The sequence below is a fragment of the Gordonia aquimaris genome (assembly GCF_026262595.1).
Classification (GTDB): domain Bacteria; phylum Actinomycetota; class Actinomycetes; order Mycobacteriales; family Mycobacteriaceae; genus Gordonia; species Gordonia tangerina.
Genome location: NZ_JAPKFM010000029.1, coordinates 1 through 21,679, shown reverse-complemented (window position 1 = coordinate 21,679; position 21,679 = coordinate 1). Strand labels below are relative to the sequence as shown.

At 67.1% G+C, this 21,679-nt stretch carries 18 protein-coding genes, 1 tRNA gene and 1 other RNA gene; 9 read left to right on the top strand and 11 right to left on the bottom strand.

Going from position 1 to position 21,679, the window contains the following annotated elements; all coding sequences use genetic code 11:
- Positions 1 to 47 precede the first annotated feature (47 nt).
- On the bottom strand, positions 48 to 1,325 hold the full coding sequence (locus OSB52_RS21085) for an aspartate aminotransferase type Ic (protein ID WP_235721690.1): 1,278 nt from the start codon (positions 1,323 to 1,325) through the stop codon (positions 48 to 50).
- Between the two features lie 64 nt (positions 1,326 to 1,389).
- Positions 1,390 to 1,484, bottom strand: an RNA gene (gene ffs, locus OSB52_RS21080) — signal recognition particle sRNA small type.
- Between the two features lie 106 nt (positions 1,485 to 1,590).
- Between ffs and OSB52_RS21075 the strand changes: the two genes are divergently transcribed.
- Positions 1,591 to 1,679 (top strand) — tRNA-Ser (locus OSB52_RS21075).
- A gap of 74 nt (positions 1,680 to 1,753) precedes the next feature.
- On the opposite strand, the gene OSB52_RS21070 is transcribed toward OSB52_RS21075, so the two are convergent.
- Entirely contained in the window at positions 1,754 to 2,335 is a 582-nt protein-coding gene (locus OSB52_RS21070; protein WP_235721689.1) for a hypothetical protein, read from the bottom strand.
- A 778-nt stretch (positions 2,336 to 3,113) separates the two neighbouring features.
- Here OSB52_RS21070 and OSB52_RS21065 point away from each other — a divergent pair.
- The 4 genes from OSB52_RS21065 (at position 3,114) to OSB52_RS21050 (ending at position 6,262) form a co-directional block, all read left to right on the top strand.
- The gene (locus tag OSB52_RS21065; RefSeq protein ID WP_235721688.1) at positions 3,114 to 3,410 is read left to right on the top strand and encodes a hypothetical protein; all 297 of its coding nucleotides are present in this window, start codon (positions 3,114 to 3,116) and stop codon (positions 3,408 to 3,410) included.
- Positions 3,411 to 3,423: 13 nt separating this feature from the next.
- Positions 3,424 to 3,723, top strand: a complete 300-nt coding sequence (locus tag OSB52_RS21060) for a CopG family ribbon-helix-helix protein (protein ID WP_235721687.1) — start codon at positions 3,424 to 3,426, stop codon at positions 3,721 to 3,723.
- 109 nt (positions 3,724 to 3,832) lie between these two features.
- Positions 3,833 to 4,672: an NmrA/HSCARG family protein gene (locus OSB52_RS21055; RefSeq protein ID WP_235721686.1), complete on the top strand. Its 840-nt coding sequence runs from the start codon at positions 3,833 to 3,835 to the stop codon at positions 4,670 to 4,672.
- 198 nt (positions 4,673 to 4,870) lie between these two features.
- A complete protein-coding gene (locus OSB52_RS21050; protein ID WP_235721685.1) occupies positions 4,871 to 6,262 on the top strand; it encodes an acyl-CoA synthetase in 1,392 nt (463 codons plus the stop codon).
- Between the two features lie 474 nt (positions 6,263 to 6,736).
- Here the strand turns inward: OSB52_RS21050 and OSB52_RS21045 are convergent, their stop codons facing one another.
- Positions 6,737 to 6,958, bottom strand: a complete 222-nt coding sequence (locus tag OSB52_RS21045; protein ID WP_235721684.1) for a hypothetical protein — start codon at positions 6,956 to 6,958, stop codon at positions 6,737 to 6,739.
- A 62-nt stretch (positions 6,959 to 7,020) separates the two neighbouring features.
- On the opposite strand from OSB52_RS21045, the gene OSB52_RS21040 reads away from it, so the two are divergent.
- From OSB52_RS21040 to OSB52_RS21025, 4 genes are all read left to right on the top strand, one after another.
- On the top strand, positions 7,021 to 8,007 hold the full coding sequence (locus tag OSB52_RS21040; protein ID WP_235721683.1) for a GlxA family transcriptional regulator: 987 nt from the start codon (positions 7,021 to 7,023) through the stop codon (positions 8,005 to 8,007).
- Between the two features lie 118 nt (positions 8,008 to 8,125).
- Positions 8,126 to 8,950, top strand: coding sequence for an alpha/beta fold hydrolase (locus OSB52_RS21035; RefSeq protein WP_235721682.1), 825 nt, complete (start codon positions 8,126 to 8,128; stop codon positions 8,948 to 8,950).
- 123 nt (positions 8,951 to 9,073) lie between these two features.
- A complete protein-coding gene (locus OSB52_RS21030; RefSeq protein WP_308203682.1) occupies positions 9,074 to 10,033 on the top strand; it encodes an NAD(P)-dependent alcohol dehydrogenase in 960 nt (319 codons plus the stop codon).
- 63 nt (positions 10,034 to 10,096) lie between these two features.
- Positions 10,097 to 10,669: a GNAT family N-acetyltransferase gene (locus OSB52_RS21025; RefSeq protein ID WP_235721680.1), complete on the top strand. Its 573-nt coding sequence runs from the start codon at positions 10,097 to 10,099 to the stop codon at positions 10,667 to 10,669.
- A 173-nt stretch (positions 10,670 to 10,842) separates the two neighbouring features.
- Here the strand turns inward: OSB52_RS21025 and OSB52_RS21020 are convergent, their stop codons facing one another.
- The 7 genes from OSB52_RS21020 to OSB52_RS20990 all read right to left on the bottom strand — a co-directional run bounded on the left by OSB52_RS21020 (position 10,843) and on the right by OSB52_RS20990 (position 21,376).
- Positions 10,843 to 11,571 (bottom strand): DUF429 domain-containing protein, encoded by a 729-nt coding sequence (locus tag OSB52_RS21020; RefSeq protein ID WP_266063408.1) that lies wholly within the window; start codon positions 11,569 to 11,571, stop codon positions 10,843 to 10,845.
- Positions 11,572 to 11,597: 26 nt separating this feature from the next.
- On the bottom strand, positions 11,598 to 12,899 hold the full coding sequence (locus tag OSB52_RS21015; RefSeq protein ID WP_266063407.1) for a TrpB-like pyridoxal phosphate-dependent enzyme: 1,302 nt from the start codon (positions 12,897 to 12,899) through the stop codon (positions 11,598 to 11,600).
- Between the two features lie 228 nt (positions 12,900 to 13,127).
- Positions 13,128 to 14,960, bottom strand: coding sequence for a Na+/H+ antiporter NhaA (gene nhaA / locus OSB52_RS21010; RefSeq protein WP_266063406.1), 1,833 nt, complete (start codon positions 14,958 to 14,960; stop codon positions 13,128 to 13,130).
- Between the two features lie 93 nt (positions 14,961 to 15,053).
- A complete protein-coding gene (locus OSB52_RS21005) occupies positions 15,054 to 17,444 on the bottom strand; it encodes a phosphoketolase family protein (protein ID WP_235721676.1) in 2,391 nt (796 codons plus the stop codon).
- A 94-nt stretch (positions 17,445 to 17,538) separates the two neighbouring features.
- Positions 17,539 to 18,207 (bottom strand): response regulator, encoded by a 669-nt coding sequence (locus OSB52_RS21000; protein WP_235721675.1) that lies wholly within the window; start codon positions 18,205 to 18,207, stop codon positions 17,539 to 17,541.
- The gene (locus OSB52_RS20995) at positions 18,204 to 19,865 is read right to left on the bottom strand and encodes an ATP-binding protein (RefSeq protein ID WP_235721674.1); all 1,662 of its coding nucleotides are present in this window, start codon (positions 19,863 to 19,865) and stop codon (positions 18,204 to 18,206) included. Before OSB52_RS20995 ends, OSB52_RS21000 begins: the two co-directional genes overlap by 4 nt.
- A gap of 35 nt (positions 19,866 to 19,900) precedes the next feature.
- On the bottom strand, positions 19,901 to 21,376 hold the full coding sequence (locus OSB52_RS20990) for a CitMHS family transporter (RefSeq protein WP_266063405.1): 1,476 nt from the start codon (positions 21,374 to 21,376) through the stop codon (positions 19,901 to 19,903).
- Positions 21,377 to 21,679: the final 303 nt, after the last annotated feature.

The window sequence follows — 21,679 nt, the reverse complement described above, 5'->3', positions numbered from 1 at the left end:
TCGCGGGTTTTCGAGAACATTGCGGTCCAGTCGGGGGATTCGTGGGGTCAGGAATCGCTGGAGGCGAGCAATGACTCGGTGGCGGCGAGCAGCACGCAGGTGGCCACGCCGTCCATGGCCTTGGCCAGGTCGTCGGTGGTCGGGAACGTCGGCGCAAGCCGGATGTTGCGGTCGTTCGGGTCCTGCTTGTACGGGAACGCCGAGCCCGCCGCGGTCAGCGCGATCCCGGCCTGCTTGGCGAGTTCGATCACCCGCCGCGCGGTGCCGTCGATGACGTCGAGGTTGACGAAGTAGCCGCCCTCGGGCTCCGACCATGCCGCGACCTTCGAGTCGGCGAGCCGATCGTCGAGGATGTCGAGCACCATCCGGAACTTGGGTGCCAGGATCTCGCGGTGCTTGGCCATGTGCGCGCGCACGCCGTCGGCGTCGCCGAAGAACCTGATGTGCCGCAGCTGGTTGACCTTGTCCGGGCCGATCGTCTTGATCGCCAGGTGTTTCTTGAACCAGTCGAGGTTCTCGGTGGATGCACCGAAGAAGGAGACGCCGGCACCGGCGAAGGTGATCTTCGACGTCGAGCCGAGCACGAACACGCGGTTCGGGTGTCCGGCGGCCGCCGCCATCTCCAAAATCGGCAGCGGCGTCGGAGGCGCCTCGACCAGGGTGTGCACCGCGTAGGCGTTGTCCCAGTAGATGCGGAAGTCGTCGGCGGCGGGCATCTCCAGGAGCCGGCGGGTGACCTCCTCGCTGAACGTGACGCCCGTCGGGTTGGAGTAGGTGGGCACTGCCCACATGCCCTTGATGGACGGGTCGTCGGCGGTCAGCGCCGCGCACGCGTCGACGTCGGGGCCGTCGGGCAGCATCGGCACCGGGACCATCTCGATGCCGTAGGTCTCGGTGATCGCGAAGTGCCGGTCGTATCCGGGGACCGGACACAGGAATTTGACCTTCTGGTCCTTCCACGGCCGGTCCGAGTCCACCGTTCCGCGCAGTAGCGAGAACACGGTGAGGTCGTGCATCACCTCGAGGCTCGCGTTGCCGAGCGCCATCAGGTTGTCGGGATCGACGGCGAACAGCTCGCCGAAGATCTGCCGGATCTCGGGCAGCCCGACGATGCCGCCGTAGTTACGGGTGTCGGTGCCGGCGGCGTCGCGGTATTCGTCACCGGGCAGCGCCAGCAACCCGTTGGACAAATCGAGCTGCTCGGGCGCCGGCTTGCCGCGGGTGAGGTCGAGCGAAAGACCTGCCGCGCACAGCGCGTCGTAGAGCTTTCGCAGGTCGGATTGGGTTTCGCGAAGTTGGTCGGCACTCATCGAGTGGTAATTCAACGCGGGGACCTCTCCGTGACACCGGCATCGGTGGGCGGCGCCTCAGGTGCTCGTCTCGAGATTTCTATGGGGACCCCGCGCACCCGAGAGAGCCCGTTGACCCTTGCTGCCTTCCGGCCCTGGGGGAGTTCACAGGATGCACGCCGCGCGGGATCCGCCGACCAGTGTAGCGGGAGGGACCCCTCGCCAGACAAACCGGTCACCGACGACGTCGCTGCCCGGCCGATTTTGGGTTGCACCCCCCTTGGCCGCTATCATCCCCCGTGGAGGATTCGCCTAGTGGCCTATGGCGCTCGCCTGGAACGCGGGTTGGGTTAATAGCCCTCAGGGGTTCGAATCCCCTATCCTCCGCCACGGAAGAACCGCCTGCTACCTGCATTAACGCCAGTAGCGGGCGGTTTTTCGATCTCCATACATCGATTTGTGCATCAGCCCAACAGAAGTTTCGCTTGCCACGCACGCGCCCGCCGATCCATGCGTTGCCACCAGGAAGTGACATACACGTCCACGGCATCGCTGAGACGCCGGTCCACAGTGGTTCCATTGAGGAGCGAACTCAGGCAGAACATCGCACCCACGTACGGCCGTCGCGGCGTCTCTTCGATCGGCGCAAGCGGGGACGGCTTCGACAGCCGCCACAGGTCACGGCGAAAATCGGTCACATGAAAATCGAGCTCAATCATCAGGTTGTACACCGCGTCCATGGCGTCCACGACATTTCGATCGGCGATCAGCCTCACGGAGATCAACTCCCTTTCGACTTCGTCCGTAATCGCGTGTAGTTCCGAGTAGGCAACGTCAACCTCATCGACCGTGAGTTCCTTGTCGTCAAACAACTCGTGCTCACGATTGTGTCGGCGCTGACATAGCTGCAACACGTGGACAGCCGAACGCAGTGTGGTGTCGCGTTGCCAATCCTTCTTCGCGCGATGCGCGCTGCTAGCCAGCGCTCCCCATGCAGCGGCGGCAGATACCACAGCAGCGGTCGCGGCAATAGCTGTCGGTTCCATTGGCGACTATTCCACCTCATTGCGGACCACGACTGCGCCAGCAGCCCCGGCCGACCTGACAGCGTAAGCGAGCAACTCAGACGCCGCTCGACCTTGACCGGGCAGTACATGCGAGTAAACGTCCAACGTAATTGTTTCGGACGCGCCCAAGTCGCCCCGATACGACCTCGACAGGTACACCGAGCGACAGGAGCAGACTTGCGTGAGTATGTCTCAGGTCATGCAGCCTTATCGCAGGTAGGTCAGAGATCGCCTTCCGCGCCGCCTCGCCGCGGGCCCCGCCACCTCCTAGACACCTCGTCGTGGTGACTGGCCGTCGAGATCTCGGCGTCGCGGTGCCCGGCCCGTCGAGTCCCTGGCCGTCGCGGTCCCTGCCTGTCGAGGTCCCCGGCCGCCGACGCGCGGCCACTCGAGGCCCCGGCTTGGTTGATCGAACGATGCATCGCCGCCGATGCATCTGGCCGCATGTAGGTGTACCTAGATGTCGTCCGGCGATCTAAAACGTGATGGTCAAACGCTATTTCTGCACCCAAACGCATCACAACGTATCTCCACTTTCAGGGGTTCGAATCCCCCATCCTCCGCCGAAAACGTCAGGTCAACGACTTGCCGCACCGGAAGGGAACACTTTCGGGTATCACCGCCGGCAGATCGCGTGTGAATTCCCGCGATCTGCCGGCGGTGACGTTTCGGCCCGCGAAGGTCTCGGCGACCCCGATGCTGACAGTTGATCTAAAAAGTGTATTGCACTACATAGAAAGTGCAGTACACTTCTGATGTGCGGATCGAGATCACGCCCAGCGCCCGGCAGCACGGGATCGCCGATGATGAGATCCGCGCCGTGGTTGAATACCCGGCACTACGTGTCGTCTTGACCGCCCGTCGCGTGGGAACTCGCCCGGTCCTCCACATTGGACCGGCTGTCGAGCGCGGCCCGTTCATCGAGGTCATCGTCGATATCGTCGACCCGGTGATCGCTGTCGCATTCCACGCGATGATGCTGCGCAAGAGCCTGGTCACCAACCTCGGCATCGAACATCTTGTCGTTCCGAGTTACGGAACACAGCGATCGTGAGAGGAGAGAATCCATGGGCCGCAAGCTGACTGACGATGACTACGCCGCGATGGCCGACGACTACGCCATGAACGCGCCCACGGCGGAGGAGGTAGTCGGGGACGTCGAAGTCGCAGACCTGGCCGTTCTCCGCCACGGCCGGCCACCGAAGGGCACCGCGTCCAAGGGTAAAACCCCAACAACCTCCGTCCGCCTACCCGAGGATCTGCGGGAAGCGATGGTCCAGCTGGCTGACGCCGAGCACGTCAAACCCGCCGAAATCATTCGTCGGGCGGTCGCAGAGTACGTCGACCGTCACCGCGCCGCGTCGTAGCAGGCGACGACAGTCCCGGCTGGCGAACACGTCAGTGTTCATCTGGTTCGCCAGCGGACAGCCACGCTGATACCGTTTCGGCCCCGACGGGCCCGGGTAGCGTGAACTCATGACCTACGTAGTGCTCGGCGCCACCGGCGGTCAGGGTGGTGCGGTGGCAGCCGAACTTCTCGAGGCGGACCTACCGGTGCGGGCCGTGGTGCGTGATCTCGAGTCCAAACGCGCGCAGGAGCTCAGCACCCGCGGCATCGAGTTGGTGACCGGCGACATGGTCAGCGGCGACGGCCTCGTGGACGCGTTCGTCGGGGCCACCGGCGTCTTCGCGCTGACCACGCCGTTCGAGACAGGGGTTGATGCGGAGATCACCCAGGGCACCGCGATCCTCGACGCCGCCCGCCTCGCCGGCGTGCCTTACCTCGTCTTTTCCTCGGTGGCCAGCGCCGACCGCGGCACCGGCGTGCCGCACTTCGAGAGCAAATACCGCGTCGAGCAGGCCCTCGGCGACAGCGGTATCCCGTACACGATCGTGGGTCCGACGTACTTCTACGACAACCTGCTCGGCAGCGTCGACGCGGTGACCGCCGCCGGCATCCTGCCCATCGCGATGCCCGCGGACACACCGTTGCAGCAGCTCTCCCGCCGGGATCTCGGTAGGTTCGTCGTCGAGCTGTTTCGCGACCCGACGAGCCACGTCGACGAACGCATCGACATCGCCTCCGATTCGCTGACCCCCGATCAGATGGCCGCCGCACTGTCGTCGGTGTTGACACGCGAGGTGAACGCGGAATCGTATGATCCGGAACGGATCTCGTCGCCCGACATGAGCGCGATGTTCGGTTTCCTGAGCCGGGAGGGTTACCAGGTAGACATCCCGGCGCTCCATCACCGCTTCCCGGCCGTCGGGTGGCAGTCGTTCGCCGAGTGGGCGGCGATCCAGTTCGGGACATGACACAGTTCGGGCCCGACACACCACAGTGCGCGGGCCCGAAACTGGAAGTTTGGACAAGACCGGGGGCTTCTGTAATCACCCGGCCTCTGGTTCAACAAGCGAGTTACAGCATCGCGTGAACGTGCCATCACCGTATCAGGCCGTCGTCGCCGTCGGCCAATCGTCGTCTGGGAAACCGTCGTCTGGGAAACTGGCAGCGTGCTGTTTCCGACGCTGACTCCCGCCGCTGCCGATCTGTCCGATGCGATCGTGGTGGGCGACGACCGACTGTCCCGCGAAGATCTTGTCGGAGCAGCCACCGCGGTGGCCGAACGCATCGGCGGCGCGCACACCCTTGCCGTCCTGGCCCGGCCGACACCGGACACGATTCTCGCGATCGTCGGCTGTCTCATCGCCGGGGTCGCCGCGGTCCCGGTTCCGCCGGATTCCGGGGCACGCGAGCTCGACCACATCCTCACCGATTCCGGTGCGCAGGCCTGGCTCGGTGCAGCCCCCGACGACCCGACGCTGCCGGTGATCCCGGTCCGCCGCTATGCGCGTTCATGGCATCGCCACCCCGAGCCACCCGAGTCGTCGACGGCCCTGATCCTGTACACCTCTGGCACCACCGGCCTGCCCAAGGGTGTGCCGATCTCGCGGCGGGCCATCGCCGCCGGACTCGACGCACTCGCCGACGCCTGGCGGTGGACCTCCGATGATGCGCTGGCACATGGGCTTCCACTATTTCACGTGCACGGTCTGATCCTCGGCGTGCTGGGGCCGCTGCGTCGCGGCGGGCGGCTGATCCACACGGCGAAGCCGGCTCCGGAGAAGTACGCGGCGGCCATCGACGACGGCGCCACGATGTTCTTCGGTGTGCCCACCGTGTGGACCCGTGTGGCCAATGACGAGTCGGCGGCACAACACCTTTCGTCGGCCCGTCTGCTCGTGTCGGGCAGCGCCCCGCTGCCGGTGCCGGTGTTCGAGAGCATCCGGTCGTTGACCGGCCACGAGATCGTCGAACGCTACGGCATGACCGAGACGATGATCACCGTCAGTACCCGCGCCGACGGAGAACGCCGCCCCGGCTGGGTCGGGTTGCCACTGGCCGGGGTCGACACCCGAATCCGAGAGGGCGACAACGACCTTCCGCATGACGGCGAAACCGTCGGCGACCTGCACGTGCGCGGGCCGATGATGTCGTCGGGGTACCTCAATCAGCCGGAGAAGAGTGCCGAATCCTGGCTCGATGACGGGTTTTTCGCCACCGGCGACGTCGCCGTCATCGACCCGGACGGGATGCACCGCATCGTCGGCCGCCGGGCCACCGACCTGATCAAGTCGGGCGGCTACCGGATCGGCGCCGGCGAGATCGAGACCGTCCTGCTCGGACATCCGGCCGTCGACGAGGTCGCGGTGATCGGCGTGCCCGACGACGACCTGGGCCAGCGGATCGTCGCCTATGTGGTCGGCTCCCGGGTTCCCGACAGCGAACTGATCGACCACGTCACCACCGAACTCTCCAATCACAAGCGGCCCCGCGAGATCCGGTTCGTCGACGGGCTGCCGCGCAACGCCATGGGCAAGGTGCAGAAGAAACTCCTCGACTGACACAAGCGCCATCGCCCCCGACCGCTTCCGCCGCCGATCCCGCCCGTTCCACAAAAGTGCCCCAGAAAAACACCCTCGCCCAAGGCGGCCGTCGGCATTATGTCGATGAGTCGCCTGGAGCGGGTGCATGTCTGGGGCGCTTTTCGGGATGGGCGGTTTTCAGCGTGGAACGCCGGCGGTGGATCACTCGTCCCCCAGGTATCGCCAACTCCTCCAGCGAGATCAGAGGGGATCTGGTCGGCTCGACGCCGACGGCACGGGGAACCCGCCCGCGCGCAAGACCTAGGACGGCAGTCGCCTACCGAACCTGGTTTCGAGCCAGTCACCAGCCGCGCGCACAGGTCGGTGTCGAGCCCACGGGTGCGACTGCTGAAGGTGTCGGTGCAGTAGACGACCGCATTGACCTCGGCGACGAGGGCTAGGTCGAGTCCGCGTTCGTTGAGGATCAGCGCGCCGTAGGTGACGCCGTCGGCGTTACGGATCCGCCGACCACATCCTCCGCGTCGGCCATCGCCGGCACTTCTTCGGGAGCGCGAAGCTCATGACCTCGACGTTGCGCACACCGAAACCGACCGCGTGACGCACCAGCTCGAGCTTCTCGTCGGTCGACAACGACAACGACTCGTTCTGCAAGCCGTCGCGTGGCGCCACCTCAACGACCGTCACGTCGCGATCCGTGACTGTGCTGACACTCACGGGCTCACCTAACGATCCCGTTCATCACGGCATTCACGTCACCGAGGACATAGATTCGCCTCATGGAGAGTGTCCTCCCCCGCACGCGCACCCACCGCCGAATCGGGATCGTCGTCTTCGACGGCGTGAAGATGCTCGACTTCTCCGGACCCGCAGAGGTGTTCGTGGAGGCCAACCAGTTCGGTGGTGACTACGAGGTCGTCGTCATGTCTCCGGCGGGTGGTGACGTGACGACGTCGATCGGCGTGCGCGTCAGCACTGCCGCGGTGACAGGGTCGGGAAGGTTCGACACCGTGATGATCGCGGGCAGCGAGATCGCGCCGCCGTTGTTCGTGACGCCGGAATTGATCGCCGCGGTCTCCGACCTCGCCGGACGCACTCGCCGCCTCGCGTCGGTGTGCACCGGTTCGGTTGTGCTCGCCCAGGCCGGGCTACTGGACGGCCGGTCGGCGACGACGCACTGGAAGTTCACCGCCGACCTCGCACACCGCTTCCCCGCGGTGCGGGTGGACCGCGACGCGATCTACGTCCGCGACGGTGACCTCTACAGTTCGGCGGGTGTGGTCGCCGGAATCGACCTGAGTCTGGCCCTCGTCGAGGCGGATCACGGTGCCGAGGTCGCTCGGCGGACTGCGCAGGGCCTACTGGTCTACATGCAACGAGGTGGCGGACAATCGCAGTTCTCCGCGTCACTTGCCGGCCCCGCTCCGCGCACCGGTCTGGTACGTCGCGCCACCGACCACATCCACGCGAACCTGCATGTCCCGCACACGGTCGCGAGTCTCGCCCGACACGTCAATGTCAGCGCGCGACAACTGACCCGACTCTTTCGCGAGGAGTTGGGCACCACCCCGGCCGGCTACATCGCCGACGCCCGCTTCGCGGTCGCCCGCGACAAACTGCACGCCGGGTTCACCGTGAGCGCAGCAGCGCACGCCGCCGGCTACGGCAGCGCCGAGGTCATGCGACGCGCCTTCGTCGCCCGCATCGGGGTGTCCCCACGCAAGTACCAGCGACGCTTCTCATCCACCCGGGCAGTCGCCGGGTGATCCGGATGTCGCAAATGGGGGTGTTTGTGGCGCAGCGAGTGGGACCGCGGAGGACGTAGCGGGCGCACATTGAATGCGCTGGTCAAAAGACCACTACCTCTCGCGAAGGAGCACTGCCATGCCCACGGTCACCACCTCGGACGGCGTCGAGATCTTCTACAAGGACTGGGGTTCCGGACAGCCCGTCGTGTTCAGTCACGGCTGGCCGTTGTCGTCGGACGACTGGGATGCACAGATGATGTTCTTCGTCGAGCACGGGTATCGGGTCGTCGCCCATGACCGTCGAGGGCACGGTCGCTCCACCCAGGTCGCCGACGGCCACGACATGGACCACTACGCCGACGACATGCGTGCCGTCGTCGAGCACCTGGACCTGCGCGACGCGATTCACGTCGGACATTCCACCGGCGGTGGCGAGATCGCACGTTATCTGGCCCGGCACGGCGTCGACCGCGCCGCCAAAGCGGTGCTGATCAGCGCGGTGCCCCCGATCATGGTCAAGACCGACAGCAACCCCGACGGACTGCCGAAGGAAGTGTTCGACGATATCCAGCAGCAGGTCGCGCAGCGTCGTGCCGACTTCTTCTGGGAGTTCGCCGCCGGACCGTTCTACGGATACAACCGCGAGGGTGCGCAGCCGTCACAGGGCGTCATCGCCAACTGGTGGCGCCAGGGCATGATGGGCGGTGCGAAAGCGCACTACGACGGGGTGGTGGCGTTCTCGCAGACCGATTTCACCCCGGATCTCGAGAAGATCGAGATCCCGGTGCTGGTGTTGCACGGGGAGGACGATCAGGTCGTGCCCTACCAGGACGCCGGGGTGCGATCCGCGGAGTTCTTGCCGAACGCCACACTGAAGACCTATCCGGGATTCCCGCACGGAATGCCGACGACGGAGGCGGACACCATCAACGCCGACCTTTTGGAGTTCTTCCGCAGCTGATGCAGACCTCGGACCGGGCCCACCTTCGCGTCGTCCCGTTGCCAGCCCTTGACCCTTTCAGCGCGCACGCCGTACCGTTGACCCATCGACTTACAGCGTAAGCTTGGAGCGACGATGAGGGCCATGACCCAGCACGAATACGGCACCAGCGACTGTCTGCGCCTGGGTGAGGTCGATCGACCCGTACCGAAACGGGACGAGGTCCTGGTGCGGGTGCATGCCGCCGGCCTCGACCGCGGCACCTGGCACCTCATGACGGGCACGCCCTACGTCGCACGCCTCGGTCTCGGCCTGCGACGCCCCCGGTGGCCGGTGCCCGGCCGTGACCTGGCCGGAGTCGTCGCCGAGGTCGGCCCGGACGTGGACGCCTGGTCGGTGGGCGACGAGGTGATCGGTACGGCGGGCGGGTCGATGGCCGAGTACGCGGTGGTGCCGGTCAAGCGCCTAGGTCGCAAGCCCGCCGGCGTCTCCTTCGAGGAGGCTGCGGTACTTCCGGTGTCGGGACTGACCGCGCTGCAGGCCGTTCGTGACGCGGGTCGGGTGATCTCGGGGAATCGCGTGCTGGTGATCGGCGCATCCGGCGGTGTCGGTTCGTATGCCGTGCAGATCGCCGCGGCGTTCGGCGCCGACGTGGTGGCCGTGGCCAGCGGTCCGAAATCCGAATGGGTGCGGTCGTTGGGCGCTGCGCAGGTGATCGACTACACCCGCGACGACATCGACGCTTCCGCCGGCCCATTCGACGTCATCCTCGACATCGCGGGCAATCGAGAAGTCTCGGCCCTGCGACGCCTGCTGACCTCGCGCGGCACCCTCGTCATCGTCGGCGGCGAAGGCGGCGGAAACCTGTTGGGCGGCATCCAACGTCAGCTCGGCGCTATGCTGCTGTCGCCGTTCGTCAAGCACCGGTTGGTCGGCATCATCGCCAAGGAGAGCGCCGACGACCTGGCCGTGCTGAGGTCGATGGTCGAGGCCGGCACACTGCGCCCCACCCTGGACCGGACGTTCACGCTGTCCGAGGCCGCGAAGGCGATGGACTACCTCACCGAAGGGCAGGTGCGCGGAAAACTGGCGGTGTCGATCTGAGATCGCCTTCGACCCTGTGCAACTGGCCTTGCGCTCCGCTCCCGACCCGACCATGGTGGACCCATGCCCATCGAGGTCCGCCCGGCAACCCGTTTCGCCGATGTCCGCGCGGTCATCGGACCCAAACGCCCGGACGCCAACGTGTGTTGGTGTCTGAGCTACCGCATACCGAACAAGCTCAACCAGGAGCTCGCGCGCGAGGAACGCGGCGAGTACGTGCGGAAGCTGTGTCGACGAAAGCCTGCCCCGGGTGTGCTCGCCTATGACGGCGACGACGTGGTCGGGTGGGTGGCGGTCGCCCCACGCGCCGACACCACTTTCGCCGGCAACCGCAAGATCCCCCACGTCGACGATCTCGACGTGTGGTCGGTGTGGTGCATCCGGGTGCGGCCCGGCCATCGCAAACAGGGCATCTCCCACGCACTGTTGGCCGGGGCCGTCGGCTTCGCCCGCGACCACGGCGCACCGGCGGTCGAGGGCTATCCGGTGGACAACCGCGGGGCGAAGGTGGATCTCACGATGGCGTATGTGGGAACGCGGAAGCTGTTCGAGGACGGCGGTTTCGAGTGGGCGGCAGACACCGATTCGGTCCTCAACCGCTTCCCGCGAGTCCTGATGCGACTCGACCTCCGGTAGTCGCATCCAACGAGAACTCCGCAACCCATCGCGGGTCGGCTCGCCGCAACCCATCGCTGGTCGAGTAGCGTCCGAGGCACCAGCCGAGGAAGCGCACTCCACTGCTGGTCGAGTAGCGTCCGAGGCGCCAGCCGAGGAAGCGTATCGAGACCAGGCAACCCGAACCCACCTCGTCACGCCAGCTCGCCCAAAGCGCACTCCGGCACGTGAATCCATCCCTCCCGCGCCGTCACCTCGAGGTCCGCGCCATCCGGGAGCCGAGTACGCCCCAGCGCCGCGGCCCGCGCGATCAGCGCGGTGATCACCGCATCGAAGGCGTTGTCATCGACCCCGAGCAACTCCCGGTGACCACACGGGTCCAACCACGGGGCCCGCGCGACCAGCGACTCGTACGACACCGCGAGTACATCGCGACGCGCGACACCTTTGTATCCGCGATGCGTCAACCCCCAGTGTTTCAGCGCCGCAGCCGGATACGCCTCCACCGCCCAGCCGTCGACACGGTCGGCGATGCCCAGGTCGGCCAGCAGTCCGACGCAGCGGAAGGCGACATGAGCGATCTGGTCGGCCGAGACGCTCAGCGGGTTGCCGAGCTTCGCTGCGGCGATGGCGCGGTCGGTCCGACGATAGGCCAGCGGCCGCCTGCGATCGATGTCGTCGAGCCCACGTCCGGCGGAGAGATTGCCGTGATGTTGTGCCACAACGAGATCGACGAACGAATCAGGCCAACCGAACGGCGCGTCGATGCCGATGCGTTCGGCGCCCGCGACGAGTTCGCGAATCCGCGTATCGTCGGCCGGCATCGTCAGCTCTACGAGTCGCGCGGTCCCGTCGGCCCACTCGATGACCGCGACCGCCGTGCGCGTCGGGGACGCTGCGAGGTCGACTCCGACGGTGCGCATCGGTTCCCGGCCGTCACACGAGGGCGTCAGAACTTCCCGTCGAGGAATTCCGCGTAGGCCGGCAGGTCGAGCTGACCATGGCCCGACAACCCGATCACCACGACCTCCTCCTTGTCGCTATTGGCGACGTGGGCGGCGCACGCGGCAATCGCATGCGTCGACTCCGGCGCAGGCACGATGCCCTGCGACCGCGCGAACTGCACACCCGCACTGAACGCATCGTGCTGGCTGATCGCCACGCCCTCCACCAGACCGAGCTCCACGGTGTGACTGAGCGCAGGCGCCATGCCGTGGTAACGCAGTCCGCCGGCATGGATCGGGTCCGGTACGAAATCCATACCGAGGGTGTGCATCTTGAGCAGCGGGGTCAGGCCGGCGACGTCGCCGTGGTCGTAGCGGTACTCGCCTTGGGTGATCGACGGGCACGCGGCGGGCTCAGCCGCGACGATGCGCGGGTTGGACCGACCGTGGATCTTCTCCCGCAGGAACGGGAACGAGAGTCCAGCCAAGTTCGAACCGCCACCGGCACAACCGAACACGACGTCGGCGCCGCCGCCCTCGACCGCGTTGAGCTGCTCGACTGCTTCCACGCCGATGACACTCTGATGTAGCACCACGTGGTTGAGCACGCTGCCCAGCGCGTAGCGGGTGTCCGGATCGGCGGCGGCCACCTCGACCGCCTCGCTGACCGCCATGCCCAGGCTGCCGGTGGTGTTCGGATCCTTCGCCAGCATCGCGCGACCCGACTCGGTCAAATCCGACGGCGAGGGATGCAAGGTGCCCCCGTAGGTGCGGATGAGGTGACCGCGATACGGCTTGGAGTCATAGGACGCGCGGACCTGCCACACCTCGATGTCGATGCCGAACTGGGCGCCGGCGAAGGCGAGCGCACTACCCCACTGCCCGGCGCCGGTCTCGGTGGTGAGCTTCCGCACGCCGTCGACACTGTTGTAGTACGCCTGCGCGACGGCCGAATTGGTCTTGTGACTACCTACGGGGCTGACGCCCTCGTACTTGACGTAGATGTGCGCCTTGGTGTTGAGCGCCTCCTCGAACCGCCGCGCCCGGATCAGCGGCGACGGCCGCCACATCCGATAGATCTCCCGCACCGGTTCGGGGATCTCGATGTAGGGCTCGGTCGAGACCTCCTGCCCGATCAACCCGGCCGGGAACAGGGCAGCGAGGTCCTCGGGGCCCACCGGCTCCTTGGTGCCCGGATGCAGATGCGGCGGGATCGGGGTCCCGAGTTCTGCCGCGAGGTTGTACCAGTGCGTGGGCACCCCAACGGTGACCAGTTCCGGGTTGGTGGCGTCCACGTTCATCGTCATGCAGGTCACCATAGCGGGCGGCGTGAGCTGGGTCGTATGCCATCGAGCCCGAACCCGGTCCGGACGCGGCACACCCGCCCGCGTGTCCGCGAGCATCACCGCTCAGGGACCTCGGCTGCATAATCCATCCGGGCAGGCTCAGCGGTGATCCCGCCGGACACGGTGGATCGGGTCGTGGCGTCCAGCCCGGACCCTGACACCCCTGTGGGCAGGCAGGAGGGGCACCGACTACGACCGACGCCGCGCCGCCGACTGTGCGTCGCGATTCTCCTCCAACGCCGCGATCACGGTGCGGGCGTCGTGCGGGCCGCGGTGGCGCCGTCCGTTGAGGAAGAAGGTCGGGGTCCCACGGGCACCGCTCGCCTCTGCGCTGCGCTCATCATCGCTGATCCGCCCGGCGAGTTCGGAGCTCTCGAGGTCGAGCACAAACCGGCTCACATCCAAGTCGAGCTGCTCGGCATAGCCAACCAGATGCTCGGAAGACAGTTCGGCTTGGTTCGCGAACAGCAGATCGTGCATCTCCCAGAACCTGCCCTGCTCGCCGGCGGCCTCTGCGGCGAGTGCCGCGAGGTAGGCGTATGGGTGATACTCGTAGATCGGCAGGTGCCGCACGATGTAGCGGACCTCGTCGCCGAAGTGCGCGTGTACGTCGTTCCACATGCCGGTGGTCTTCGCACAGAACGGACATTCGAAATCCATGAACTCGACCACGGTGAGCGGGGCGTCGACCGGTCCGCGGACATGGTCGACCTCGGGATCCACCGGCGGCTCGAGGGTGATGGGCAGATCGGCGGTCGTCTCACCCCATTTGACGCGGGCCCGGGTGAAGATCAGCCAGCCCAGCGCGGCCGCACAAACCATCGCGATCAGCACACCCACGGTGGCCTCCGCTGCCTGCGTGGTGTCGGTGAACGCCAGCCCGACGATCAGCAGGGACACGGTGAATCCGATCCCGGCCAGCGCCGAGCCGCCCAACAGACTGCCCCGTCCGACGCCTTCGGGCAGCCGGCCGAGTCCGGCGCGCACCGCCAGCCACGCGCCCAGCGAGATGCCGAGGAACTTGCCGAGCACCAATCCCGCGACGACGCCCCAGGTGATGGTCGAGGCCAGCGCGTCGGTGAGCACTCCCCCGCCGAGCGCGATGCCCGCGTTGGCCAGCGCGAACACCGGCACCACGAACAACGAGACCGGGGCACGCAGCACGTCGTGCAGTCGCTGGTTGACCGAGATCGACCGGGCCAACCCACTGCGCGCGGTACGCGCCACCCCGGCCTCTGGTGACTGCCAGTAGTCGCGGAACAGCGCCTTCGCCGATTCGACGTGGTCGCGTTCCGTCGCAGCCGCCGGCACCAGCAGACCGGCCGCCATCCCGGCCAGCGACGGATGCACACCTGAGGCCAACGTCGCCGCCCACACCACCACCACCAGCGTCACGTACGGCGCGCTACGCCAGACCGTGGTGCGCGACAGCAACCACAACCCGACCAGACCGGCGACGGCGATCAACAACGCGACCACATCGAGGTCGTCGGAATACACCACGCCGATGATCGACACCGCGAGGAAATCGTCCACGACGGTCAACGTCAGCAGAAACACTCGCAGCTGATTCGACAGCCGCGGACCCAGGATGGCCAGCGCACCCAACAGGAACGCCGTGTCGGTGCCGACCACCACGCCCCAGCCGTCGGCGGCATCGCGTCCGGCGATCAGCAGGTAGATCACGGCCGGCACCACCACACCGGACACCCCGGCGACCAACGGCACCATCGCCCGGCGGCGGTCGCGCAACGATCCGACGGAGAACTCCTGGCGCACCTCGAGCCCGATGACGAAGAAGAACAGCACCATCAGGCCGTCGTTGATCCAGTGCTGCAATGACATGTCGACGCCGTGGGCCCCGAAGCTCAGGCCCACCTCGGTGTGCCACAGCTCGGCGTAACTGTCCGACGGCAGGTTTGCCCAGATCAGCGCCGCGATCGTGACTGCGACGAGCAGCGCGGCGCTGCCGGTCTCGGTCCGCAACCAGTCGCTCAACCGCCGCGTTCGCACCACCACCACCGCGCCACTCCCTTCACACCGATGACGGCCGAGTCGGCGTCACACCCGATCATCATCGACAACGTCGGGACGTCGCGCATTCCCGACGGGAGCTCAGGCCCAGGTCCAGTCCCGGATCTCCGGGAGGTCCTCGAAGTGCTCGCGGACGTATTCGTGGTGGCGCGCCAGTTGGCCACGGCAGTGCTCGGCGAGCTCCTCGCTGCGTTCGGGCACGCGCCGCGCCCGGCGCAGCGCCTCGAGCACGAGGTGGTAGCGGCTCATCTTGTTGAGCACCACCATGTCGAACGGTGTGGTGGTGGTGCCCTGCTCAGCGAACCCACGCACGTGGAATCGATCGGCGTCGGGCCGGCCGTGCAACAGCTGATGGACTGCGCGGGCGTAACCGTGGAAGGCGACCACCACGTGTCCGTCCTCGGTGAACAGGTCGGCGAAGTCGTCGTCGGTCATCCCGTGGGGATGGTCGGCCTGCGGCAACAGGGCCATCAGATCCATCACGTTGACGACCCGTACCCGCAGGTAGGGCACCCATTCCCGCAGCAGTTGCGCCGCCGCGAGGATCTCCTGGGTGGGCACGTCACCGGCGCCGGCGAGCACGATGTCGGGGTCATCGCCGCTGTCCCCTTCGGTTCCGGCCCAGTCCCAGATCGACGCACCGGCCGCCGCCTGCTCCCCGGCCTCCTCGATCGACAGGTACTGCAGGTGGGGCTGTTTGTCGACAACCACCAGGTTCACGTGGTCGCGGCTTCGGAAACAGTGCTCGGCGATCGACAGCAACGAGTTGGAGTCCGGCGGCAACCAGATCCGCACCACGTCGGGTGCCAGTGGCATCACCGCGTCGATCAGGCCGGGCCCCTGATGGGAGAACCCGTTGTGGTCGTTGCGCCAGCATGTCGACGTCAACAGGATGTTCAGCGACGCCACCGGTTCACGCCAGCTCAGGTGCGACGCGTGCTGTAGCCACTTGGTGTGCTGGATGACCATCGACGCACTGATCATCGCGAACGCCTCGTAGGTGGCGAACAGCCCATGCCGGCCGGTGAGCAGATAGCCCTCCAGCCAGCCCTGGCACAGATGCTCGCTGAGCACCTCCATCACCCGCCCCGACGACGAGAGGTCGTCGTCGAACTCGGTGGTGGGCAGCTGCCAGCAGCGGTCGGTCACGTCGAACACGGCGTCGAGTTTGTTGCTGGCGGTCTCGTCCGGGCAGAACAGCCGGAAGGTGCCGCCGCCGTCCGGGGTGGTGTTCTCCGTGTAGATGTCGCGCATGTATTCGCCGAGGACGGTGGTGGTGGGATGGATGGTGGCACCGGGTTTGTCGACGTCGACGGCATAGCGCGCAATGGGCGGCAGTTTCAGCGGGGTCAGCAGGCGGCCGCCGTTGGCGTATGGCGTCGCGCCGAGCCGACGATCACCGGCGGGCGCGAGAACTCGGATGTCCTCGACCACCGCACCGGTGTCGTCAAAGAGATCCTCGGGCCGATAAGACCGCAGCCAGCTCTCCAGTTGGCGCAGGTGTTCGGGGTTGTCGCGCACCCCGGACAGCGGTACCTGATGCGCCCAATGGGTGCCCTCGATGCGACGTCCGTCTACTTCGGACGGTCCTGTCCACCCCTTGGGGGTGCGCAACACGATGGCCGGCCATCGGATGTCGTCAGCGCGACCGTCGTCCCGCGCGGCTACCTGGATCTCGCGAATCAGACGGTGGGAGTGATCTATGGCGGCTTTCAAGTCGCCGAACACCGCGCGTGGGTCGTCGCCCTCGACGAATACCGGCGCCCAGCCCTGGCCGCCGAGGAAGTCGGCGATGTCGGCGTCGTCGCTTCGGCCGAACACGGTGGGGGCGGCGATCTTTGCGCCGTTGAGATGCAGGATGGGCAGGACCGCACCGTCGCGTTCGGCGTTGAGGAAGGCCGGGAGCTTCCATGACCCCGCGAGTGGACCGGTCTCGGCCTCGCCGTCGCCGATGACACATGCCACCACCAGGTCCGGATGGTCGAAGGCGGCGCCGGCCGCGTGCACCAGGGCGTAGCCGAGTTCACCACCCTCATGGATACTGCCGGGTGTCGGCACGCTCACATGGCTGGGAATGCCTCCGGGCGTGGAGAACTGGCGGCACAGGCGGCGCACGCCACGTTCGTCGAGAGTGACGTGCGGATAGATGTCGGTGTAGGTGCCCTCGAGGTAGGTGTTGGCCACCAGCGCCGGACCGCCGTGGCCCGGTCCGGTGATGTAGAGCCAGTCCGTGTCGGTCTCGCGGATCACCCGATTGAGCACGACGTAGATCGCGGACAACCCCGGACTGGTACCCCAGTGCCCGAGCAGTCGCGGTTTGATGTGCTCGACGGTCAGCGGTTCGCGCAGTAACACGTTGTCCTGCAAATAGATCTGCGCAGCGGTGAGGTAGTTGGCCGCGTCCCACCACCGCAGATCGGCGGACAGGTCGGCGTCGTCGTCGGTGTGGTCGGCGGTGCGGGCAGCGGTCATCAGGACCCCTTCGGTGCTACCGGATGTGGCCTCGTTCCCCTTGCCGTCTCCATCGTGCCAGACGGACTCCCCGCGCACGGCCGATCGCACACCGCTACCCGGGTAGCCGGTATTCCTGGCGCGGCCGACCGGTGCTGCCGTACTGCAACGCCATGTTCAGCCGCCCGGCAGTGACGAGGTGAGCGAGATGTCGACGCGCCGTGGCCGGTGACACCCCGACCGCCGAGGACACCTGATCGGCGAACAGTGGGCCGTCGGCATCGGCGAACAACTCCAGGATGCGATGCTCGGTGGGGGACGCGGCATCGGCGCGTTCGGCGGCCCGGGTGCCGAAGCGCAACGCCGACAACGCGGTGTCGACCGCGTGTTGATCGACGACCTCGGCGGCCAGCACCCGCCGGTACTGGACGTATCCGGCGAGGCGACGAGCGAGTTCGGTGTCATCGAACGGCTTGATCAGGTAGGCCAGTGCCCCGGCCCGCATCGCCGCCCGCACCGCGCCCGCGTCGGTCTCGGCTCCAACGATGAAGGTGTCGCACGGCAACTCGCCCACGAGGTCGATTCCGGAGCCGTCCGGCAGGTAGACGTCGAGTAGCACGAGGTCGATGGCGCTGCCGTGATTGGCCAACGCGGAGCGCGCCGCGGCGACGCTGCCCGCACGGTCGATCACCCGGAACCCGCGCACCGCCTCGACGATGCTCGCGTGCAGCGCGGCGACCCGGAAATCGTCGTCGACGATGAGCACACCCAACTCGTCGGTCATCGGTCTCCCTCTCCGTCCTGGTCGGCCGTCTGCGCGGTCTCCAACACCGCGGGCAGGCGGGCGACGAGCACCGCGCCGCCATCGTCGCCGCCGGGGTCCGCGACCCAGATGTCGCCGCCGATGCGTCGGGCGATCTGCCGTGACAGCGCGAGACCCATGCCGCGCCCACCGGGTACCGCCGCGTCCGCCTTGGTGGTCACGCCCTCGGCGAATATCTCGGCCGGGTCGTCGAACGAAATACCCGGACCGGAATCGGCGACACTGATGATCAGGTCGTGTCCGTCGGTGATCACCTCCACCTCGACGGCGCCGTGAGCATCGCCTGCCGGCCCGGCGGCCTCGGGGCGCGCGGAGGCATCGATCGCGTTGTCGACGAGGTTACCCAACACGGTGGTCACCACAACCGGATCGCGCAAGCTGCCCTGCACCCAGGTCTGGTCACCGAGGGTGAGCGTGGTCGCCCGTTCGCGCGCGTGGGCGGCCTTGGCGTCCAGGAATGCTTCGAGGTGCGGCTCGCCCACATTGTCGAGGCCCGCCAGGCGCGCGCCTCGGCCGCCGACGCCGTTGACCTCCTCGAGGTAGTCGATGGCTTCGGCCGTGTGTCCGTGCCGGAGCAAGCCGGCGAGGACGTGCATCCGATTCGCCGTCTCGTGTCGATGCGCCCGCAACACCGTGCTCATCGCACGAATCGAATCCACCTCGCGGGTCAGGTGCTCCACGTCGGTGCGGTCAACCACCGACAGCACCATTCCCAGGTCGCGGCCGTCGGCTTCGACGGTGTGCGAGCTGACCAGCACCACCCGGTCCCCGATGGTCGCGGCGACCGGGTCGGGTGTCGGCCGGTCCAGCACGCCCCGCACCCGGGGACTCAGCGAGAGCTCGTCGACATCGGTTCCGACCGGGTCGGGCAGATCGAGCAGTCGTCGCGCGGTGTCGTTGGCGACGCGCACGACGCCGCTGCTGTCGACGGCGAGCACGCCGTCGGCGATGGAGTGCAGCACTGCGCCCTGCTCGCGCACCAGCTCGGTCAGCTCGTCGGGTTCCAAGCCGAGGGTCAGCCGGCGCCAGCGCCGGGCGAGCAGGATCGATCCGAGCGCCCCCACCCCGAGCGCGACCAGCGCGATGATCGCGGTGGCGGCGATGTCGCGACGGGTCTCGGCGGCCAGCCGCTCGGTGGACACGCCCACGCTGACAAAACCGACCACTCGGCCGTCGTCGACGATGGGCACCTTGGCCCGCACCGATCCACCGAGGGTCCCGCGGTCCGTGGTCACCTCCTCGTTGCCGGCCAGGGCGTTGGACGGGTCGGTGGAGACATGTTGCGCGAGCTGGTCGTCGTCGGGGTGAGCCAGCCGGATGCCGGAGGCGTTGCCGATGACGACGAACAACGCGCCGGTGCGCTGCCGCACCGCGTTGGCCTCGGATTGCAGCGGACCGGCCGCCAGCTGTGCCGGGTCGAGGACGGCGCCCTGACGTACGGCGACCTCGTCGATGACGGTCGAGTCGGCGGCCACCGACTGGGCGATGGCGAGCGCTCGTTGCGCGTACTCGTCGCGGACCCGGTCGTCGGCGCCGGAGAGCACCAGCCCGAAACCGACGGCGAGGCTGACCGCGATGACGGCGAGTTGCAGGAGCAGTACCTGCGTTCGCAATCGCATGCGGCCAGCCTATTCGCCGGTGAGGTGGGCTCAGATCAGAACGGGATCGCGCCGATCAGGCAGCCGACGCCGAGCATCACCAGCGACACCGCCGCGGCTCGCCACAGCACCTTCTTGTGGTGATCGGCCAGCCCGACGCCGGCGAGGGCCACCAGCAACAGGATCGCCGGCACGAGCGGACTCTGCATGTGGAAGGGCTGACCGGTGATCGAGGCACGAGCCATCTCGGCGGGATCGATGCCGTAGCGGGTCGCGGTCTCTGACAGCACCGGCAGCACACCGAAATAGAAGGCGTCGTTGCTCATCAGGAAGGTCAACGGGATCGACAACACGCCGATGACGACGGCCATGTGCGGTCCCATCCAGTCGGGGATACCCGAGGCCAACCAGTGCGCGATGGCCTCGACCATGCCGGTTCCGCTGAACACGCCGGTCAGTACCGCGGCGGCCAGCACCATCGCCACCACCGACACGATGCTCGACGAGTGCCGGGTGATGGCCGCCTGCTGATCCTTCAGATGGGGGAAGTTGACGGCCAGCGCGATACCGGAGGCGATCATGAACAACACCGGGATCGACACCAGGTCCAGACCGAGGACCGCCAGCAGTGCGACGGTGAGCCCGGCGTTCACCCAGAAGAGTCTGGGGCGCAGCGTGTCCCGGTTCGGATCGAGGATGCCGGTGAAGGCGGAGGCCGCCGGGTCGGCGGGTGCGCCGTCGGGTGCGGTGGGCAGGTCGCGAGTCACGGCTTCGGAGTCGCTGTAGTCGCCGGAACCGCCGGTGACCGAACCGCTTCGCCCGGCGCGGCCACCGCGGGGCACGTCGGTCCCCGACCCGCCACTGGCGGCTACCAACACCTCGTCGCGCGGCGCCAGCACCGACTCGCGGATCTCGATCTGCCCGATACGACGGCGTTCCAGCACACCGAGATGGAAGGCGAACAACAACACCACGATCAGTCCGGCGGCGAGTGCCGGAACCATCGGCAGGAACACCGAATTGGTGTCGATGCCCAGCGCGCTCGCCGCCCGTGCCGTCGGCCCTCCCCACGGGAGAATGTTCATGGTGCCGTTGGCCAGGCCCGCGACCACCGTCAACACCACCGGACTCACACCGAGTTTCAGATACAGCGGCAGCAGTGCTGCGGTGGTGACGATGAAGGTGGTGGAGCCGTCGCCGTCGAGGGAGATGAGCATCGCCAACACCGCGGTACCCACCACCAGGCGCGCCGGATCGTTGCGCACCGCGCGGACGATGAATCGGATGATCGGGTCGAAGAGTCCGACGTCGATCATGATGCCGAAGAAGATGATCGCGAAGAACAGCATCGCCGCGGTGGGCGCGAGGTCTTCGATGCCGTCGACGATCATGTCACTGATGTCGAGGCCGGCGCCCGCGAACAGACCGAACGCGACCGGCACCAGGATCAGCGCGACCACCGGGGTCGCCCGTTTGGTGATGATCAGGAACATGAAGGTGGCCACCATACCGAGGCCGAGTGCTACCAACATTGCCAAGCTCTTTCTGCGTGGGGGACGGCCGGGTGGTCTGGCGACTCATGGTCGCGGCCGTTACAAGAGCACTCTGCGGGTAATCCAGGTCACAGTCACGCTTGCGCGCATAACTCGTCTTTTGCGCGTTTTACGCATGGGCGCGAGGTGATCTCGATACGGCTCCTCGCTGCGCTCGTCACCTACTCGATCAGCCGAACCAACCGCTGGTCGAGTAGCGACCGAGCCCCCGGGCGAGGCCGCGTATCGAGACCCCCGCACCACACCCTCGATCAACCGAACCAACCGCTGGTCGAGTAGCGT

Excerpts from the sequence above, each read along its gene's own strand:
- OSB52_RS21015 (WP_266063407.1), bottom strand. The coding sequence starts at position 12,899 with ATGACGATGAACGTGGACGCCACCAACCCGGAACTGGTCACCGTTGGG.
- OSB52_RS21040 (WP_235721683.1), top strand. The coding sequence starts at position 7,021 with ATGGAGAGTGTCCTCCCCCGCACGCGCACCCACCGCCGAATCGGGATC.
- OSB52_RS21025 (WP_235721680.1), top strand. The coding sequence starts at position 10,097 with ATGCCCATCGAGGTCCGCCCGGCAACCCGTTTCGCCGATGTCCGCGCG.
- OSB52_RS21005 (WP_235721676.1), bottom strand. The coding sequence starts at position 17,444 with ATGACCGCTGCCCGCACCGCCGACCACACCGACGACGACGCCGACCTG.
- OSB52_RS21060 (WP_235721687.1), top strand. The coding sequence starts at position 3,424 with ATGGGCCGCAAGCTGACTGACGATGACTACGCCGCGATGGCCGACGAC.
- OSB52_RS21030 (WP_308203682.1), top strand. The coding sequence starts at position 9,074 with ATGACCCAGCACGAATACGGCACCAGCGACTGTCTGCGCCTGGGTGAG.
- OSB52_RS21055 (WP_235721686.1), top strand. The coding sequence starts at position 3,833 with ATGACCTACGTAGTGCTCGGCGCCACCGGCGGTCAGGGTGGTGCGGTG.
- OSB52_RS20990 (WP_266063405.1), bottom strand. The coding sequence starts at position 21,376 with ATGTTGGTAGCACTCGGCCTCGGTATGGTGGCCACCTTCATGTTCCTG.
- OSB52_RS21000 (WP_235721675.1), bottom strand. The coding sequence starts at position 18,207 with ATGACCGACGAGTTGGGTGTGCTCATCGTCGACGACGATTTCCGGGTC.
- OSB52_RS21020 (WP_266063408.1), bottom strand. The coding sequence starts at position 11,571 with ATGCGCACCGTCGGAGTCGACCTCGCAGCGTCCCCGACGCGCACGGCG.
- OSB52_RS21035 (WP_235721682.1), top strand. The coding sequence starts at position 8,126 with ATGCCCACGGTCACCACCTCGGACGGCGTCGAGATCTTCTACAAGGAC.
- OSB52_RS20995 (WP_235721674.1), bottom strand. The coding sequence starts at position 19,865 with ATGCGATTGCGAACGCAGGTACTGCTCCTGCAACTCGCCGTCATCGCG.
- OSB52_RS21070 (WP_235721689.1), bottom strand. The coding sequence starts at position 2,335 with ATGGAACCGACAGCTATTGCCGCGACCGCTGCTGTGGTATCTGCCGCC.